Origin of the sequence: Rhizobium sp. WCS2018Hpa-16 (assembly GCF_031843705.1) — a bacterium.
Lineage (GTDB): Bacteria > Pseudomonadota > Alphaproteobacteria > Rhizobiales > Rhizobiaceae > Agrobacterium > Agrobacterium tumefaciens_C.
In genome coordinates this window covers 972,154-988,301 of the sequence record NZ_JAVTIX010000001.1, presented here as the reverse complement: position 1 = coordinate 988,301, position 16,148 = coordinate 972,154, and the positions used below count along the sequence as shown (strand labels likewise).

15 protein-coding genes are annotated in these 16,148 nt (G+C 56.0%); 3 read left to right on the top strand and 12 right to left on the bottom strand.

Annotated elements, in window-relative coordinates:
- Positions 1–46: 46 nt before the first annotated feature.
- From RQI55_RS04980 to kdsA, 8 genes are all read right to left on the bottom strand, one after another.
- Complete coding sequence (locus tag RQI55_RS04980) at positions 47–691, bottom strand: SGNH/GDSL hydrolase family protein (RefSeq protein ID WP_042619427.1); 645 nt, start codon at positions 689–691, stop codon at positions 47–49.
- A 57-nt stretch (positions 692–748) separates the two neighbouring features.
- Complete coding sequence (locus tag RQI55_RS04975) at positions 749–2,140, bottom strand: pyruvate dehydrogenase complex dihydrolipoamide acetyltransferase (protein WP_243255948.1); 1,392 nt, start codon at positions 2,138–2,140, stop codon at positions 749–751.
- 2 nt (positions 2,141–2,142) lie between these two features.
- Complete coding sequence (locus RQI55_RS04970; RefSeq protein WP_042619425.1) at positions 2,143–2,430, bottom strand: hypothetical protein; 288 nt, start codon at positions 2,428–2,430, stop codon at positions 2,143–2,145.
- Between the two features lie 11 nt (positions 2,431–2,441).
- Positions 2,442–3,869 (bottom strand): pyruvate dehydrogenase complex E1 component subunit beta, encoded by a 1,428-nt coding sequence (locus RQI55_RS04965; RefSeq protein WP_042619424.1) that lies wholly within the window; start codon positions 3,867–3,869, stop codon positions 2,442–2,444.
- A gap of 18 nt (positions 3,870–3,887) precedes the next feature.
- Positions 3,888–4,934, bottom strand: coding sequence for a pyruvate dehydrogenase (acetyl-transferring) E1 component subunit alpha (gene pdhA, locus RQI55_RS04960; protein ID WP_243255947.1), 1,047 nt, complete (start codon positions 4,932–4,934; stop codon positions 3,888–3,890).
- Positions 4,935–5,087: 153 nt separating this feature from the next.
- Positions 5,088–5,405: a septum formation initiator family protein gene (locus RQI55_RS04955; protein WP_042619422.1), complete on the bottom strand. Its 318-nt coding sequence runs from the start codon at positions 5,403–5,405 to the stop codon at positions 5,088–5,090.
- A gap of 148 nt (positions 5,406–5,553) precedes the next feature.
- Positions 5,554–6,828 (bottom strand): phosphopyruvate hydratase, encoded by a 1,275-nt coding sequence (gene eno, locus RQI55_RS04950; protein ID WP_042619421.1) that lies wholly within the window; start codon positions 6,826–6,828, stop codon positions 5,554–5,556.
- 223 nt (positions 6,829–7,051) lie between these two features.
- Positions 7,052–7,900 (bottom strand): 3-deoxy-8-phosphooctulonate synthase, encoded by an 849-nt coding sequence (kdsA, locus tag RQI55_RS04945; RefSeq protein ID WP_042619420.1) that lies wholly within the window; start codon positions 7,898–7,900, stop codon positions 7,052–7,054.
- A 243-nt stretch (positions 7,901–8,143) separates the two neighbouring features.
- Between kdsA and lexA the strand changes: the two genes are divergently transcribed.
- Positions 8,144–8,866 carry a transcriptional repressor LexA gene (gene lexA, locus RQI55_RS04940; RefSeq protein WP_192066743.1) on the top strand — a complete coding sequence of 241 codons (723 nt, stop codon included), beginning with the start codon at positions 8,144–8,146 and terminating at the stop codon, positions 8,864–8,866.
- A gap of 347 nt (positions 8,867–9,213) precedes the next feature.
- Positions 9,214–9,897 carry a glutathione S-transferase family protein gene (locus RQI55_RS04935; protein ID WP_311272094.1) on the top strand — a complete coding sequence of 228 codons (684 nt, stop codon included), beginning with the start codon at positions 9,214–9,216 and terminating at the stop codon, positions 9,895–9,897.
- 30 nt (positions 9,898–9,927) lie between these two features.
- On the opposite strand, the gene RQI55_RS04930 is transcribed toward RQI55_RS04935, so the two are convergent.
- The gene (locus tag RQI55_RS04930) at positions 9,928–12,339 is read right to left on the bottom strand and encodes a ComEC/Rec2 family competence protein (protein WP_311272095.1); all 2,412 of its coding nucleotides are present in this window, start codon (positions 12,337–12,339) and stop codon (positions 9,928–9,930) included.
- Between the two features lie 335 nt (positions 12,340–12,674).
- Between RQI55_RS04930 and gltA the strand changes: the two genes are divergently transcribed.
- A complete protein-coding gene (gene gltA / locus RQI55_RS04925; RefSeq protein ID WP_192066749.1) occupies positions 12,675–13,964 on the top strand; it encodes a citrate synthase in 1,290 nt (429 codons plus the stop codon).
- Between the two features lie 92 nt (positions 13,965–14,056).
- Here the strand turns inward: gltA and RQI55_RS04920 are convergent, their stop codons facing one another.
- From RQI55_RS04920 to RQI55_RS04910, 3 genes are read right to left on the bottom strand one after another with little or no spacing between them, the layout of a single operon-like run.
- Positions 14,057–14,788 carry an amino acid ABC transporter ATP-binding protein gene (locus RQI55_RS04920; RefSeq protein ID WP_311272096.1) on the bottom strand — a complete coding sequence of 244 codons (732 nt, stop codon included), beginning with the start codon at positions 14,786–14,788 and terminating at the stop codon, positions 14,057–14,059.
- The gene (locus RQI55_RS04915) at positions 14,766–15,425 is read right to left on the bottom strand and encodes an amino acid ABC transporter permease (protein ID WP_311272097.1); all 660 of its coding nucleotides are present in this window, start codon (positions 15,423–15,425) and stop codon (positions 14,766–14,768) included. The genes RQI55_RS04920 and RQI55_RS04915 overlap by 23 nt, the downstream gene beginning before the upstream one ends.
- Positions 15,422–16,093 carry an amino acid ABC transporter permease gene (locus tag RQI55_RS04910; protein WP_243255943.1) on the bottom strand — a complete coding sequence of 224 codons (672 nt, stop codon included), beginning with the start codon at positions 16,091–16,093 and terminating at the stop codon, positions 15,422–15,424. The genes RQI55_RS04915 and RQI55_RS04910 overlap by 4 nt, the downstream gene beginning before the upstream one ends.
- Between the last annotated feature and the right edge of the window lie 55 nt (positions 16,094–16,148).

Here is a 16,148-nt window from a genome sequence, read left to right as displayed (position 1 = left end):
TTGCTTCTTGAGGGCGAAACATGGTCGCCGCCTCAATCAATTTATTTTAAAGTCCAAGCATCATGCGAACGACGGGCTCGAGGCCTCGTCCGATTGCACGCGTATTTTCTGCATCCAGATGAACGCCATCGACCGGCGTCGTCACAGCAACGGATGCCGCATCAAAGAAGCCGCAGCCCTTTTCATCCGCCAGATCCCGGTACAACGAACCCATCATCTGCGATTGCTCGATGGCGTTTACGAACATCGCCGCAAACATTTCATTGCCTGTTTCGCAAATATGCGGCGCGGAAACGAGCAGGATTTCGGGCTGTTCATATCCGAATGGCCAGGCGTGCTGGCGAACCAGTGCCACAAGTCGCTCAACGCCCTTCACCGCACCAACGGCAGACCCCGGGCCAATGCCGCGCTTCAGATCGTTGGTGCCGAGCATGATGATGACGAGATCAACAGGGCAATGGCTGTGCAGAAGCGTCGGCAAAACCCGTGCGCCATTGCGGTCGCAGTCGGAAAGATGGTCATCATAGGCCGTCGTTCTGCCGTTCAGCCCTTCGGCGATGACATTGACACTGGCGCCCAGCGCCTTTTGCAGGACACTCGGCCAACGGTCTTCATAAGCATGACGGCCGAGATTTTCGGCATCATATCCCCATGTCAGACTGTCGCCATAGCAGAGAACGTTCTTCGTCACGTCGGCCTCCCGAATGGAGCGAGCCGAAAACCTGATCGGTTCTCGGCTCCGCGTTTTTTAGACCAGCATACCCATCGGGTTTTCGATGTAGCGCTTGAATGCGGATGCAAGTTCTGCACCCAGCGCACCATCTATGACGCGGTGGTCAAAGGCAAAGGTTGCCGTCATTACCGTGCCAACTTCGATTTTGCCGCCACGAACAACCGGCTTCTCGACGCCAGCGCCGATAGACACAATGGATGCCTGCGGCAGGTTGACGATGGACGTGAAGGAAGAGACACCGAACATGCCGAGGTTGGACACGGATGTCGTGCCGCCCTGGTATTCATCCGGCTTCAGCTTCTTGTCACGCGCACGCTTGGCAAGATCCTTGACCTCGTTGGAGATGGCAGACAGGGTCTTTGTCTCTGCCTTCCGAACGATTGGCGTGATCAGACCGTCTGGGATCGACACGGCAACGCCAACATCGGCATGCTTGTGCAGAACACGAGCGGTCGATGTCCACGAAGCATTCGCCATCGGCACATCACGCAGAGCAAGCGCCATTGCCTTGATGATGAAGTCGTTGACGGAAAGCTTGAAGGCTGGAACCTCGCCCTTTTCGGTCTTCTTCACCGGTGCGGATGCGTTGATCTCGGCGCGCAGCTTCAGCATCGCATCGAGTTCGCACTCCATCGATACCGTGTAGGACGGTACGGTCTGAGTCGATTCCGTGAGGCGCGAGGCGATTGTCTTGCGCATGCCATCGTGTGGCAGAAGCTCGTAAGAGCCTTCCGCAAACAGCTTGAGCACGCTTTCGTCCGACGCACCCTTGGCAGGCGCAGGAGCCGCAGTACCAGCCGATGGTGCAGCAGCAGGAGCCGCCTTTGCGCCGCCAGAAGCTGCCGCCTTTTCAACGTCCGTCTTCACGATACGGCCATGCGGGCCGGAACCGGAAACTGCAGACAGATCAAGACCGGCATCCTTCGCCAGGCGACGGGCCAGAGGCGAAGCGAAGATACGCTCTCCGCTTTTCGAGACCGGTGCTGGTGTGGATGGCGCAGGACCCTGATCAGCAACAGGCTTTTCATCCTTTACAGGTGCTGATTCAGCCTTCACGTCCGCAGGTGCATCAGCCTTGGCGGCGTCAGCCTTCGGTGCTTCGGCTTTCGCCTCTGCCTTTGCAGGTGCGGAACCGCCGCCCTTGGCAGCATCAGCCACATCTTCGCCTTCGGCGGCGAGAATGGCGATCACGGCATTGACCTTGACCGCTTCGGAACCGGCTGGGACGACGAGCTTGGCAACGATGCCTTCATCCACGGCTTCCACTTCCATGGTCGCCTTGTCTGTTTCGATCTCGGCAATCACGTCGCCAGGACCGACCTTGTCGCCTTCCTTGACGAGCCACTTCGTCAGATTGCCCTCTTCCATCGTCGGAGACAGGGCAGGCATTGTGATGTTGATAGGCATGACTAGCCCTCCCCCCAAACGAGATTATACTGTTCCAACTCTTCGGGATGTTCCGCGAGCCGGCTGATCTGCGACGGGTCGATTTCGATATATCCCGCAACGTCGTTCAGCCATTCGCTGACGGCACCGATGACGCCGATGTTCTCACGCGGAACGCCAACGACCACATCGCCTTCACCATCATTGACCACAGCCCAGAAGATAACCCGCTCGAATTGCGGGGCATCTTTGGAACCGAGAACGCGGTGCCAGTTTTCAGTTGCCGGGAGGATTTGTTTGATTTTACTCACACTCTCCCCCTTCACTTGTAGCAGACGGTTTTGACCGCCTCGATAACTTCGTCAACGTTCGGCAGAGCAAGCTTTTCAAGGTTCGCAGCGTAAGGCATCGGAACGTCCTTGCCAGCAATCGTCAGGATCGGCGCGTCGAGATAATCGAATGCGGCGCGCATGACCTGGTTAGCGATGAAGTCACCGACCGATGACTGCGGGAAGCCTTCTTCCACCGTCACCAAACGACCGGTCTTCTTGACCGATTCGATCACTGTTGGCAGATCCATCGGACGGATTGTACGCAGATCGATGAGTTCAACGTCGATGCCGAGCTTTTCGAGTTCCGCAATAGCCTTGATGGCGTAGGTCATGCCGATACCGAAGGAAACGATGGTAACGTCCTTGCCCTTGCGGTGAATGCGCGCCTTGCCGATTGGCAGCACGAAATCATCCAGCTTCGGCACTTCGAAGCTCTGACCGTAAAGAATTTCGTTTTCCAAAAAGACGACAGGGTTCGGATCGCGGATCGCAGCCTTGAGCAGACCTTTGGCATCAGCAGCCGAATACGGCATTACGACCTTGAGGCCCGGGATATGGCTGTACCATGCCGCGTAGCACTGCGAGTGCTGTGCGCCAACGCGGGCAGCAGCGCCCGATGGACCACGGAACACCATTGGCGCACCCATCTGACCGCCAGACATGTAGAGCGTCTTGGCAGCAGAGTTGACGATCTGGTCGATGGCCTGCATCGCGAAGTTGAACGTCATGAATTCAACGATCGGGCGCAGACCCGTCATCGCAGCACCGACGCCAATACCGGCAAAGCCGTGCTCGGTGATCGGCGTATCGATGACGCGCTTGGCGCCAAATTCCTGCAACAAGCCCTGAGTGATCTTGTAGGCACCCTGGTATTCGGCAACTTCTTCGCCCATGACGAAGACGTTTTCGTCAGAGCGCATTTCTTCCGCCATCGCATCGCGCAGTGCTTCACGCACTGTCTGCGTTACGAATTCGGTGCCCTCTGGAATGTCAGGGTCGGCAGCAACTTCGATCTTCGGTGCTGCTGGAACCTTCGCTGCTTCCTTGGCAGCAGAAGGCTCTTCCGTTGCTTCGCGGGTCTTGCCACCAGCAGCGTCCGAACCGGAGTTGGAAGCCTCAGCCTTTGGCTCTTCCTTCTTGGGAGCGGATGCAGCAGACATATCATCTGCGCTTTCGCCATCCTGAAGCAGCACAGCAATCGCGGTGTTGACCTTGACGCCTTCGGTGCCAGCCTCGATCAGCAGCTTGCCAATCGTGCCTTCATCCACGGCTTCGACTTCCATCGTTGCCTTGTCTGTTTCGATTTCAGCGATAGCGTCGCCAGCAACAACCTTGTCACCCTCTTTCTTCAACCACTTGGAAAGCGTGCCTTCCTCCATGGTTGGGGAAAGGGCGGGCATGAGAATCTCTATAGGCATGATGTCTCCCTTCCCAAATCAGAGCAGAATATCGGTGTAGAGCTCGGATACATCCGGCTCCGGATCGGTCTGGGCGAACTCCGCGCTGTCGGCAACGACGTCACGAACATCCTTGTCGATTGCCTTGAGTTCATCCTCAGACGCCCAGCCCTTTTCAAGGAGACGGGCTTTGACCTGCTCGATTGGGTCATGTTCCGCGCGCATTTTCTGCACTTCATCTTTGGAACGGTATTTCGCCGGGTCAGACATGGAGTGACCACGGTAACGATAGGTCAGCATTTCAAGAATGATCGGACCCTTGCCGGAGCGGCAATGTTCCAGCGCCTCATCGGCAGCAGCCTTGACGGCACGAACATCCATACCATCGACCTGCATACCCGGAATACCGAAGCCAACGCCACGCAGCGAGTAGTTGGACTGGGCGGTTGCGCGCGCAGTCGATGTACCCATGGCGTAATGGTTGTTTTCGACGATATAAATGATTGGGAGCTTCCAGAGAGCAGCCATGTTGAAGCTCTCATAGACCTGGCCCTGGTTGGCCGCGCCATCACCGAAATAGGCGACGGAAACACTGTCATTGCCGCGATACTTGTTAGCAAAGGCAAGACCGGTTCCGAGAGAAACCTGGGCACCCACGATGCCGTGTCCCCCGTAGAAATGCTTTTCCTTGGAGAACATGTGCATGGAGCCGCCCTTGCCTTTCGACAAGCCGCCGCTTCGTCCGGTCAACTCAGCCATGACGCCACGCGCGCTCATGCCAGCAGCCAGCATGTGGCCGTGGTCGCGATAGGCAGTGATAACCTGATCACCTTCCTTCTGAGACATGTTCATGCCCACAACGACAGCTTCCTGCCCGATGTAGAGGTGACAGAAGCCGCCGATGAAGCCCATGCCATAAAGCTGGCCGGCCTTTTCTTCGAATCGGCGGATCAACAGCATCTCGCGATACGCGTGGAGCTCTTCATCTTTGCCGAACTCCGGCGTGTTCTGGCCGGTAAATTCCTTAGCGGCTGTCTTTGCCGTGGTCTTGCGGCCGGATACGGTCGCGTTTTTTCGCGGTGCCATACATCCCTCCCTGAGTTGCCATTTAGAATGGTTGGATCGGTGCGCACCATATGCAAGAAAACGCGAAGCAGCAATGGCATAAACGCATGGCTCGTATTCGCCCTAAGTGACTGCGAATAAATTAAAAAATGAGATTAACTGAAATTCGGTTAATCAAAAATATGTGTTCATGATGACGATTTCGTCGGCGCGTGACATGTTCAGCTGATAGCGAGAGATCTCATCGATCATGTCGCGCTCGAGCGAGCCATCACTCATCAACTCAACTTGGCGCTCCAGCGCCGTGCGAGCCTTGGTAAGCTTGGCCAGTTCCGCCGAACGGGCGACGCGCTGCTTCTCCAACTGCTCCGCAGCCTTCAGCCCGAAATCACCATGGATGGAATGATACCCGAAATAGGAGAGAAACGCGACCGTGATTGCCGGAACGACAAGACGGCCAAAACGTCTTTTCTTGTGATGCTTGGTCCACATACTCTGAAACAGCCTTCAAACGCGTTACTGAAGGCATCATAGCGACATATGCTTAACCATCCGTTGACCTTAACGCACGCTCCGACCGCAGCGCACAAAAAAGCCCGGCGTTAACCGGGCTTTTCGTCGTGTCATATCGATATCGAAATCAGCCGCGAAGAATGGAGCGACCTGCATAGGCGGCCTGTGGGCCGAGCATTTCTTCGATACGGATCAACTGGTTGTACTTGGCCAGACGGTCAGAGCGCGAAAGCGAGCCTGTCTTGATCTGTCCGCAGTTGGTGGCAACTGAAAGATCGGCAATCGTGGAGTCTTCTGTTTCACCAGAGCGGTGAGACATGACAGCCGTGTAGCCAGCCTTGTGTGCAGTTTCAACAGCATCGAGCGTTTCCGTCAGCGATCCGATCTGGTTGACCTTGACGAGGATCGAATTGGCAACGCCCATCTTGATGCCGTCACGAAGGCGGGCAGAGTTGGTCACGAACAGATCGTCGCCAACCAGCTGAACTTTCTTGCCGATCTTGTCTGTAAGGTACTTCCAGCCGTCCCAATCGTCTTCGGCCATGCCGTCTTCGATCGAGATGATCGGATACTTACCAGCGAGCTCGGCGAGATAATCCGCCATGGCTTCAGGCTCCAGCGTGCGACCTTCGCCTTCCATCACGTATTTGCCGTTCTTGAAGAATTCCGTCGAGGCGCAATCGAGAGCCAGCGCCACGTCTTCGCCTGGCTTGTAACCAGCCTTTTCAACGGACTTCATGATGAAATCGAGTGCTTCCGGCGCGCTCTTCAGGCCCGGCGCAAAGCCGCCTTCGTCGCCCACATTGGTGTTGAAACCCTGCGCAGACAGTTCCTTCTTCAGAACGTGGAAGATTTCAGCGCCGATACGCACCGCGTCACGGATATTTTCCGCGCCGACTGGCATGATCATGAATTCCTGAAAGTCGATTGGGTTATCGGCATGCGCGCCACCATTGATGATATTCATCATAGGAACTGGCAGCAGATGCGCGTTCGGGCCACCAACGTAACGATAGAGTGGCAGGCCCGTGGTTTCAGCAGCAGCCTTAGCAACAGCCAGCGAAACGCCGAGGATGGCATTGGCACCGAGGCGCGATTTGTTCGGAGTACCGTCGAGTTCGATCAGTGTCTGGTCGACATGGATCTGGCTCTCGGCATCGAAACCGCCCAGCGCATCGAAGATTTCCGTGTTGACGGCTTCGACTGCCTTCTCGACGCCCTTACCGAGGTAACGCTTGCCGCCATCGCGCAGCTCTACGGCTTCATGCGCGCCGGTGGATGCGCCCGATGGAACCGCTGCGCGGCCGAAAGAGCCGTCTTCAAGATAGACATCTACCTCAACGGTCGGGTTGCCGCGGCTGTCGAGAATTTCGCGTGCGATAATGTCGGTAATGGCTGTCATGATCTCTCCCTTAGGATTGGAACAGTGTTTTTCAGGTGCATGTCTTAAAGCGCATGAGGGAAGCTGTGAAGAAGTTTCAGATTCCGGCATGCGATAAAAACACGTCGCCAGAGCGGCGAGTCGTTTGGTATTCGTCTTCCGCTGTAGCCGATGCGGAAGAAATTACAATGACAAGCCCCGTCCTGCGCGATGGTTTCCATCGACGCCTCTCGGCGCCGAAATATCAGGCGGATTTGGTGATATTGTCGAAAGCCAGAAGTTTTTCGAGAAGCTTCGGCATATCTTTCAGGTGAACCATGTTGGGGCCATCGGACGGCGCATTATCAGGGTCCTCATGCGTCTCTATGAAAAGACCGGCAACACCAACGGCCACCGCCGCGCGTGCCAATGTTTCCACGAACTCGCGTTGACCACCTGTCGAGCCACCCTGCCCGCCGGGCTGCTGAACGGAATGGGTCGCATCGAATATAACTGGCGCACCGAGCGATGCCATGATTGGCAGTGAGCGCATATCCGACACAAGCGTATTGTAGCCGAAGGATGCACCACGCTCGCACAGCAGCACATTGGAGTTGCCGCTGTCATTTAGCTTGGCCAGCACGTTCTTCATGTCCCAGGGTGCCAGAAACTGGCCCTTCTTGACGTTGATCACTCGGCCGGTCTTTGCAGCAGCCACCAGCAGGTCCGTCTGACGGCTGAGAAATGCCGGAATCTGCAGAATATCTATGACGGGCGCAACAATGGCGCACTGCTCTTCTGTGTGAATATCCGAAAGGACTGGAAAGCCGAACTGCGCCTTCAACTCGGCGAAGACTTCCAGCGCCTTGTCGATGCCGATGCCGCGCTGGCCCGAAAGCGAGGTGCGGTTGGCCTTGTCGTAGGATGATTTGTAAACAAGGCCGATTCCCAGCTTGCCGCAGAGTTCGGCCAGCGTTTCGGCAATCATGAAAGCATGGTCACGGCTTTCCATCTGGCACGGACCGGCAATCAGGGAAAACCGTTCGGTGTTCGAGAAAGAGACCGCAGCAGCGCCCTCGCCGGCAATGACCTTCAGATTGTTCGTCGCACTCATGGTTTTCCCTTGGAACAAATGAAACAGTGCACGGGCATCACGCCCGATCTTGGCAACGCATGTAGCAGTAAGCCGACAGCGAGTCACGGTATAGGAGCGGTATTCGGCGGGATTGTGGGCAACGCTGAAACTCGTTTGTACTTTCACTGAGTTTTAAGGGATTGCAGAACACATATGGAACAGATAGTGTTCGTTCTGTATTTGTTTCCCGAATCTCCGCCTCGAATCGTCAAGGGTCTCTTCATGCTCACGCGCAAACAGCAGGAACTGCTTCTATTCATTCATGAGAGAATGAAAGAGTCCGGCGTGCCACCATCTTTCGATGAAATGAAGGATGCACTGGAGCTTGCATCAAAGTCAGGCATCCATCGGTTGATCACAGCGCTTGAAGAGCGCGGCTTCATTCGCCGGCTACCGAACAGAGCCCGTGCGCTCGAGGTTATCAAGCTTCCCGAATCATATTCGCCCCCGGAAAAGCCACAGCGCGGCTTCACGCCAAGTGTTATTGAGGGCAGTCTCGGCAAAACCGCAGCTGTTGAGCAACGGCCTCAGCCATCATCTTCCAACAGCAGAAATTCTGAATCAGTCAGCGTACCGGTCATGGGACGCATTGCAGCGGGCGTGCCAATCTCCGCCATCCAGAACAACACTCATGATGTGGTCGTGCCGATGGATATGCTGGGTGCGGGTGAGCATTACGCGCTTGAGGTCAAAGGCGATTCGATGATCGAAGCCGGTATTTTTGACGGCGATACCGTCATTATCAAGGATACCAGCACCGCAAATCCCGGTGATATCATCGTGGCTCTGGTGGACGAAGAGGAGGCAACGCTTAAGCGCTTCCGTCGCAACGGCGCGTCTATCGCACTTGAAGCTGCGAACCCTGCTTATGAAACCCGCATATTTGGACCCGACAGGGTCAAGATTCAGGGAAAGCTTGTTGGTCTGATCAGGCGTTATCACTGACCAGCCTGACAGGCTCTTGCCTCGCTTTTCAGGCGCAGTCTTAACTCTGTTGACGCTCGCGGGGCCTCAAGTCACCGCGCGGTGATAGAACTTGTTAGCCGGGTATCGATTCCACTGCGATTCGGTGATTTGGAGTGGATTTTCCGTTATGTCAGCAGATACTTATGGCATGGGAATTTCGCCGTTGCGTTTGTAGCTGGTGCTTGTGAGCCGGCGTGATCGCCACGCTGGTTACGGTCATCAAATAATTTGAATGATGCCATCGCTGTGGATGGCTTTATGCAAGAAATTCTCTCGTTTACTGATAGTTTTCTCTTTTTGATCGCTGCCTTTTAGGAGCGCTGCTCATGTATCAACTTTTCATCGCCAACAAGAATTACTCGTCTTGGTCACTGCGAATCTGGGTGCTGATGCGCACGCTCGGAATTGGATTTTCCGAGCGATTCATGCGTTTCGATGACAAGGACCATGCGTTTTCGGAGTTTTCACCGACATCGAAAGTTCCATGTCTTGTGGATGGCGATCTGACCGTTTGGGAATCGCTCGCCATCACCGAGTATCTTGCGGAAAAGCATGATGGCGTATGGGCAGCGGATGCAAAGGCACGGGCCTGGTCTCGCTCTGCCGCGGCGGAGATGCATGCTGGCTTCTCCACATTGCGCAACAACCATCCCATGAGTGTTGGTCTTCGAATTAGGCCATCCTCCATATCGGACGCATTGCAGAGAGATATTTCCCGGATAGACGCCTTGTGGCAGCAAGGGCTGGCAGCCCATGGCGGTCCATTCCTGGCCGGGGCCGGGTTCACAGCTGTGGATGCGTTTTTCTGCCCGGTTGCGTTTCGGTTTCAGACCTACGGAACGGCGCTGTCTCCAGCATCGAAGCACTATATGGATCACCTCCTCTCCCTACCGGCAATGCAGGAATGGGAACAGGCGGCCCTTCTCGAACCGTGGCGCGATGATGCGCATGAGGCTGAGGCGCGGGATGTGGGGGAATGGCTTGCGGATTTGCGCGCAGTCCCGACGTGACGAGCAGCGGCGCGCTCCAAAGCACATGAGTTATGGACGGCCTGTGAGCAGGTGTTCGATATGGGCCGGAATTCCTGTATTGAAGCTTTTGTCGCGCCAGTCGTAGTGGCGGTGCTCCGTCCATGGCCGATTGTCGCTCAGCATGGCAGCCCTTGTGGTCAGGACCGGCTTTGTTGCATCGCCTAGCCATAGCTCCATCGACCCCGTGCGGCGCAAGGTTTCGTGAGTGATGAGAATGGCGCCAGAACGGCATGTGGTGAAGGGAACGCTGCGTGTCGTGACAACAATATTGGCAATATCGCAGGCCAATCCCGCGAATGCAGTGTCGAAGACTACCGCTACAGTGATGCCGATTTTGGATTTCGATACGCACCAACTGTTTTTTCGACAGGTGAATCCATCTGGTTTCAGGAGAGCCCTCTGCATCTCCTTCCGTTCTTTCGCTTTGGCTTGGTCCGTCAGCGTTGAGCGGCGTCCGGTTTGTGAGTCATCCCCAACTTCGTCGTCACTATCCGGTGACTTTTCTGCGTCAAGCATATCTGCTGGAATATGGCGCTCCGGCAGGGGCAGCGCCCTCGCCCACTGATCATAGATGAAGCCCGACGCCCGCTGCTTTGTGGTTGCCACCGCATCGTCATTCAAAAGAGCAACGAGCGACCCATCCTCGTAGATCAAAAAGTCCGGCTTGCTGCGCCATTGCTCCGCGCTCAGCAGCACAAAGCCCGCGGCAACGAAGGGTAGACCAATCAATGCAAGCCGGGTGCGTAAAAGGGCGAGCAGCAGAAAACCTGTCGTCGACACAGCGAGGAACCAGCTGTTCTGCCGTCCAATCGTCACATCCCCGCCCCAGCCTGACACCGTTGTCGCGATGTCGATGACCATTGCCATTCCATACCCCATGACCTTGATGAATGGAGCATCAAGCCCGAACGGCATCAGCAGCATGCCCATCAGCGCAAACGGCATGACAATGAGTGACATGATTGGCATCGCAGCAAGATTTGCGGCCAGCCCGTATGTTGTGATGCGGTGAAAATGTTCGATGGAATAGATTGCCGTTGAAAGTCCGCCAATGAGCGATGTCACGATAACGCCGCCAATGATGGTTGCGCATTTAAAAGCGGCGCTGAGCCACCACGGCGGATGCGCGATAACAGGGCGCTCGCGCTCGCCTCTCCACCGGCTCCAGGCTGCAAAGCCCGACACAAGAGCCAGCGTTGCTGCAAATGACATCTGGAAGCTCGGGCCCATCACCTCGTTGGGAGACAAGACGATGATGACGATGGCCGAAAGCGCAACATTTCGAACGCTGATCGATGGCCTGTCCACTAGAACCGCAACCAGCATGATCGACATCATCAGCCAGGCTCGCTCCGCAGAGACGGCGAAGCCTGATATCAGATAGTAGCAGAATGTCATGAGAAGTGCCGCAAAGGCGGAAATCTTCTTCACGGGCCAGCGTTGAGAAAAGCCGGGAAAGAAGCTGAATACGGTTCGCATGCCAACAAAGAAAATACCGGCCGCGAGCGCCATGTTGAGCCCGGAAATCGCGACGATATGCGCGAGGCCCGAGATGCGCAAAGCCTCCATCGTTTCGCCTGATATCGCACGTCTCTCATCGGTGACAATGGATGCCGCAAAGGCTCCAGCATCACCGCCGATCAGGTCGCGAATGCGGTTCGCTATGTTGCTTCTCAGCGCATAAAGCCACCGATCCGCCGCCCCTGCCCACGTGCCGCCTTGCTCCTCGCCAGCCGGATCCGTCCATATCTTCGGCGCGCAGTAGAAGAACCCGGTTGCACCAACGCCGCTGAAATAGGAGCCGAAGGCGAAATCGTTCAGCCCCGGCAGAGCCGGACCTGAAGGCGGCGACAGACGCGCCTTGCCGATAATCGACGCACCTATCGCTACCGCCTCATGACGGCTGCGAGCAACCAGTGAGACCTTTTGCGGCGCGCGCGCAAGCTGCGGGGCTGATGTCTGTTTCACCGCAACGACATATCGCCAGTTCCCCCTTGCATCCAGCTCGCGGCGCTCCACCGTTCCGGCAATCTCGGTCGTAACCGGGGTATCGAGAATGATCGTACCCGCCCGCCGAGACTGCCCATCAGCCAGCACCATGCCCAGCACCACAAGCGCCCCAGCCTTCAAAGCCATGGAAATGGGGCCAGTCCTATAAAATAGCGCGCAAACGATGATGATGGCGCATGCGGAAAGCGAAAACAGAAGCCACTGCGGCGGTGTCGTCGGCAGGCTGAACCAGAGGGCGGCTCCCGCAGCAATCAACACCGGAATGAAGAGAAATTCGTGGCGATGATTTGCCTCTTCAGCAAGGCAAATATTCAACCAGCGCCTGAAGCGCGCCATCGCACCTAGACGTAAGTCCGATTGCGCGTTTTTTGCAAGCGCGTTACCACTTGAGGTATGCAGGGGCGACAGCAAGTCATCGAGTTCTCCATGCGGAATGAATCTCGTCTGGGTCTCGCTAAAGTAATATTTTTTCGTTCTGCGTATTCAAAGCCCGGCGCCCCCTGCCGTAGCCTTTCAGTTTGCAACCCTCAAAGTATTATTGCAACCATTTGCTGAGTTAAGGAAGCATTGACCTAGAATGAAACACTCTGCCTCGGAATCGCACCATTTTGGGATATTGGCGTGTCGCAATGCACAATTTGCCGGTTGGATAGCTTGGCATCATGACTAGGATCATATAGCTAATCGGTAACGCTTAACAGGCTGATGCGTTATCCCGCATCGCCCGCATATATCGGAGGTATGGTATGACGGAATCAAGCGCTAAAGTGACCCTCGGCGATAGCACGGTCGATCTTCCTGTTCGGGAAGGCACGATCGGACCCAAGGTCGTAGATATCGGAACGCTTTACAAGAACACCGGCACCTTCACGTACGACCCCGGCTTTACGTCGACGGCCTCTTGCGAATCCAAGATCACTTACATCGATGGTGACGAAGGCGTTCTGCTTCACCGCGGCTACCCTATCGAGCAACTGGCCGAACAGGGTGACTTCCTCGAAACCTGCTATCTGCTGCTTTACGGCGAACTGCCAACAACTGCACAGAAGAAGGACTTCGATACCCGGGTTACGCGCCACACAATGGTGCATGAGCAGATGAGCCGCTTCTTCACCGGCTACCGTCGCGACGCCCACCCGATGGCTGTCATGTGCGGCACGGTCGGCGCTCTTTCGGCCTTCTATCACGACTCCACTGACATCACCGATCCGCACCAGCGCATGGTCGCGTCGCTCCGCATGATCGCGAAAATGCCGACAATTGCGGCGATGGCTTATAAGTACCACATCGGCCAGCCCTTCGTTTACCCGAAGAATGATCTGGATTACGCGTCCAACTTCCTCAACATGTGCTTTGCCGTACCATGCGAAGACTACAAGGTTGACCCAGTTCTGGCACGCGCCATGGACCGCATTTTCATCCTGCATGCCGACCATGAGCAGAACGCTTCGACCTCGACCGTGCGCCTCGCCGGCTCGTCTGGTGCAAACCCGTTCGCATGTATCGCTGCAGGTATCGCTTGCCTCTGGGGCCCTGCCCATGGCGGCGCGAACGAAGCTGCGCTCAACATGCTCAACGAAATCGGTTCGGTTGATCGCATTCCGGAATTCATCGCTCGCGCCAAGGACAAGAACGATCCGTTCCGCCTGATGGGCTTCGGCCACCGCGTTTACAAGAACTACGATCCGCGCGCCAAGATCATGCAGAAGACGATGTACGAAGTGCTGGAAGCCACCGGCAACTCGGATGATCCTATCATGCAGGTCGCGCTCGAACTGGAAAAGATCGCTCTGTCCGATCCTTATTTCGTCGAAAAGAAGCTCTACCCGAACGTCGATTTCTACTCCGGCATCACGCTGAAGGCACTCGGCTTCCCCACGACCATGTTCACAGTTCTCTTCGCGCTCGCCCGCACCGTCGGCTGGATCGCACAGTGGAACGAAATGATCGAAGACCCACAGCAGCGCATCGGTCGCCCTCGCCAGCTCTACACCGGCGAAGCAAAGCGCGATTACCTGCCAGTTTCCAAGCGCTAAGCGCGGAAGCAACGAAACAAGAAAAAAGCCGGGTCAATACCCGGCTTTTTTTATTGCGTCACTAACGTCTGAATCGACGCCACCCCAGCGCGTCAATGAGCCGTCACACCCAGAAATTGCTTCAACTCCGCTGTCTCAGGCGCTGAGAACACCTCTTCCGGCGGGCCGATTTCGTGGACTTTTCCCTCGTGCATGAAGACAACGCGGGAGCAGACATCGCGGGCGAACTTCATTTCGTGCGTGACCATCACCAGCGTCATGCCTTCCGCCGCCAGCTCCCGCACCACGGCCAGAACCTCGGCCACCAGTTCCGGGTCAAGGGCGGATGTAATCTCGTCGCAGAGAAGTGCTGTCGGCTGCATGGCGAGCGCGCGGGCAATGGCGACTCGTTGCTGCTGGCCGCCAGAAAGTTCATCGGGATAGGCATCGAACTTGTGGGCAAGGCCCACTCGCTCCAGCATCTTGCGCGCCAAGGCTTCCGCCTCAGGCCTCGGCGTTTTCTTCACAACAGTTTGAGAAAGCATGACGTTTTCCCCAACATTGAGATGAGGGAAAAGGTTGAACTGCTGAAAGATCATGCCGACTTTCAACCGCAACGCTTTCAGATGAAGCTCATCGTCGATGAACTGCGCACCTGCAACTGAAATTGCACCAGATGAGATGGTCTCGAGACCATTGATGCAGCGCAATAACGTTGATTTTCCGGAGCCGCTCTTGCCGATAATGGCGATCACCTCACCCGGCTCGATATCGAGGTTGATGCCTTTCAGCACCTCGTTGCTGCCAAAGCTCTTGCGGACTTCAGTGATTTCGATGAGCGACATTAAGCTTCCTTTCGAGAATCTGGCTGCTCTTCGACAGTGGCCAGCACAGCGCGAAATAAATGAGGGCAACGAGGCCATAAACGGTAAAGGGCTGGAAGGTGGCGTTGGTGACAATGGTACCGGCCTTGGAGAGCTCCACGAAGCCGATGATCGATGTTACCGCTGTTCCCTTGATGACCTGAACGGCAAAGCCCACGGTTGGTGGAATGGCAACCCGCAGGGCCTGAGGCAGAATCACGTAGCGCATCTGCTGGAAGCGCCCCATGCCAAGGCTTGCGGATGCTTCCCACTGGCCTTTGGCAACGGCTTCAACGCAACCACGCCATATCTCTGTCAAAAAGGCCGCGGCCCAGAGAATAATCGTTATTCCGGCGGCGAGCCAGGCAGGCACATCGATGCCGACAAGCCCGAGACCGAAAAAGGCAATGAACAGCTGCATCAACAGAGGTGTGCCCTGAAACAGCTCGACATAATATTTGGAAAAGACACGGAGCGATTTTTTCTTGGAAATCCGCATGAACAGCAACGCGAGGCCAACCATCGCGCCGCCAATGAACGAAACCAGAGACAGCAGCACCGTCCACCGGGCGGCCAGAAGCAGGTTTCTCAGTATGTCCCAGGTGGAAAACTCAATCATCTGACGCTCCTTCTGGGAAATATGAAGCCGCCAAGCACAAGCAATATCTGTCGCAGCAAAATCGCAAGCCCGAGATAGATCACCGTCGAAACCATATAGGCTTCAAAAGCGCGGAACGTGCGCGACTGGATGAAGTTGGCCGCAAAGGTCAGGTCCTCGGCTGCAATCTGCGACACAACGGAGGAACCCAGCATGACGATGACCACTTGGGACGACAGAGCGGGCCAGATGCGCTGCAGCGATGGCACCAGCACGACATGACGGAACGTTTCGAATCGCGTCATGGCAAGGCTTGCGCCTGCCTCGAACTGCCCCTTGGGTGTCGCTTGAATGCCAGCGCGAATGATTTCGCAACTATAGGCACCGAGATTGATGACCATGGCAATATTGGCGGCGGTCAGTTCCGTCAGTTGTAAGCCGAGGGATGGCAGACCGAAAAAGATGAAAAACAGCTGGATCAGAAACGGCGTGTTGCGGATCAGCTCAACGTAAAGCGCAACAGGCGGGCGCAGCCACCGCGGCCCGAGCGCACGGACCCAGGCGCAGATAATACCAAGAGTGATTCCCAGGATACCACCAATCGCAATCAGCTGAAGAGTGATGAGCACCCCCTTCACGATTGCAGGGTAATATTCGAGAAGCCACCCAAATTCGAAGGTGTAATTCACGACGGGTCCTTTCGGATAAAGACGGGACACGCACCCCGGATCATCACGGGGTGCG

What these genes read in the sequence shown, in the direction of transcription:
- RQI55_RS04975 (WP_243255948.1), bottom strand. Translation starts at nt 2,140, where the DNA reads ATGCCTATCAACATCACAATGCCTGCCCTGTCTCCGACGATGGAAGAG.
- RQI55_RS04965 (WP_042619424.1), bottom strand. Translation starts at nt 3,869, where the DNA reads ATGCCTATAGAGATTCTCATGCCCGCCCTTTCCCCAACCATGGAGGAA.
- pdhA (WP_243255947.1), bottom strand. Translation starts at nt 4,934, where the DNA reads ATGGCACCGCGAAAAAACGCGACCGTATCCGGCCGCAAGACCACGGCA.
- RQI55_RS04955 (WP_042619422.1), bottom strand. Translation starts at nt 5,405, where the DNA reads ATGTGGACCAAGCATCACAAGAAAAGACGTTTTGGCCGTCTTGTCGTT.
- eno (WP_042619421.1), bottom strand. Translation starts at nt 6,828, where the DNA reads ATGACAGCCATTACCGACATTATCGCACGCGAAATTCTCGACAGCCGC.
- kdsA (WP_042619420.1), bottom strand. Translation starts at nt 7,900, where the DNA reads ATGAGTGCGACGAACAATCTGAAGGTCATTGCCGGCGAGGGCGCTGCT.
- lexA (WP_192066743.1), top strand. Translation starts at nt 8,144, where the DNA reads ATGCTCACGCGCAAACAGCAGGAACTGCTTCTATTCATTCATGAGAGA.
- RQI55_RS04935 (WP_311272094.1), top strand. Translation starts at nt 9,214, where the DNA reads ATGTATCAACTTTTCATCGCCAACAAGAATTACTCGTCTTGGTCACTG.
- gltA (WP_192066749.1), top strand. Translation starts at nt 12,675, where the DNA reads ATGACGGAATCAAGCGCTAAAGTGACCCTCGGCGATAGCACGGTCGAT.
- RQI55_RS04920 (WP_311272096.1), bottom strand. Translation starts at nt 14,788, where the DNA reads ATGTCGCTCATCGAAATCACTGAAGTCCGCAAGAGCTTTGGCAGCAAC.
- RQI55_RS04915 (WP_311272097.1), bottom strand. Translation starts at nt 15,425, where the DNA reads ATGATTGAGTTTTCCACCTGGGACATACTGAGAAACCTGCTTCTGGCC.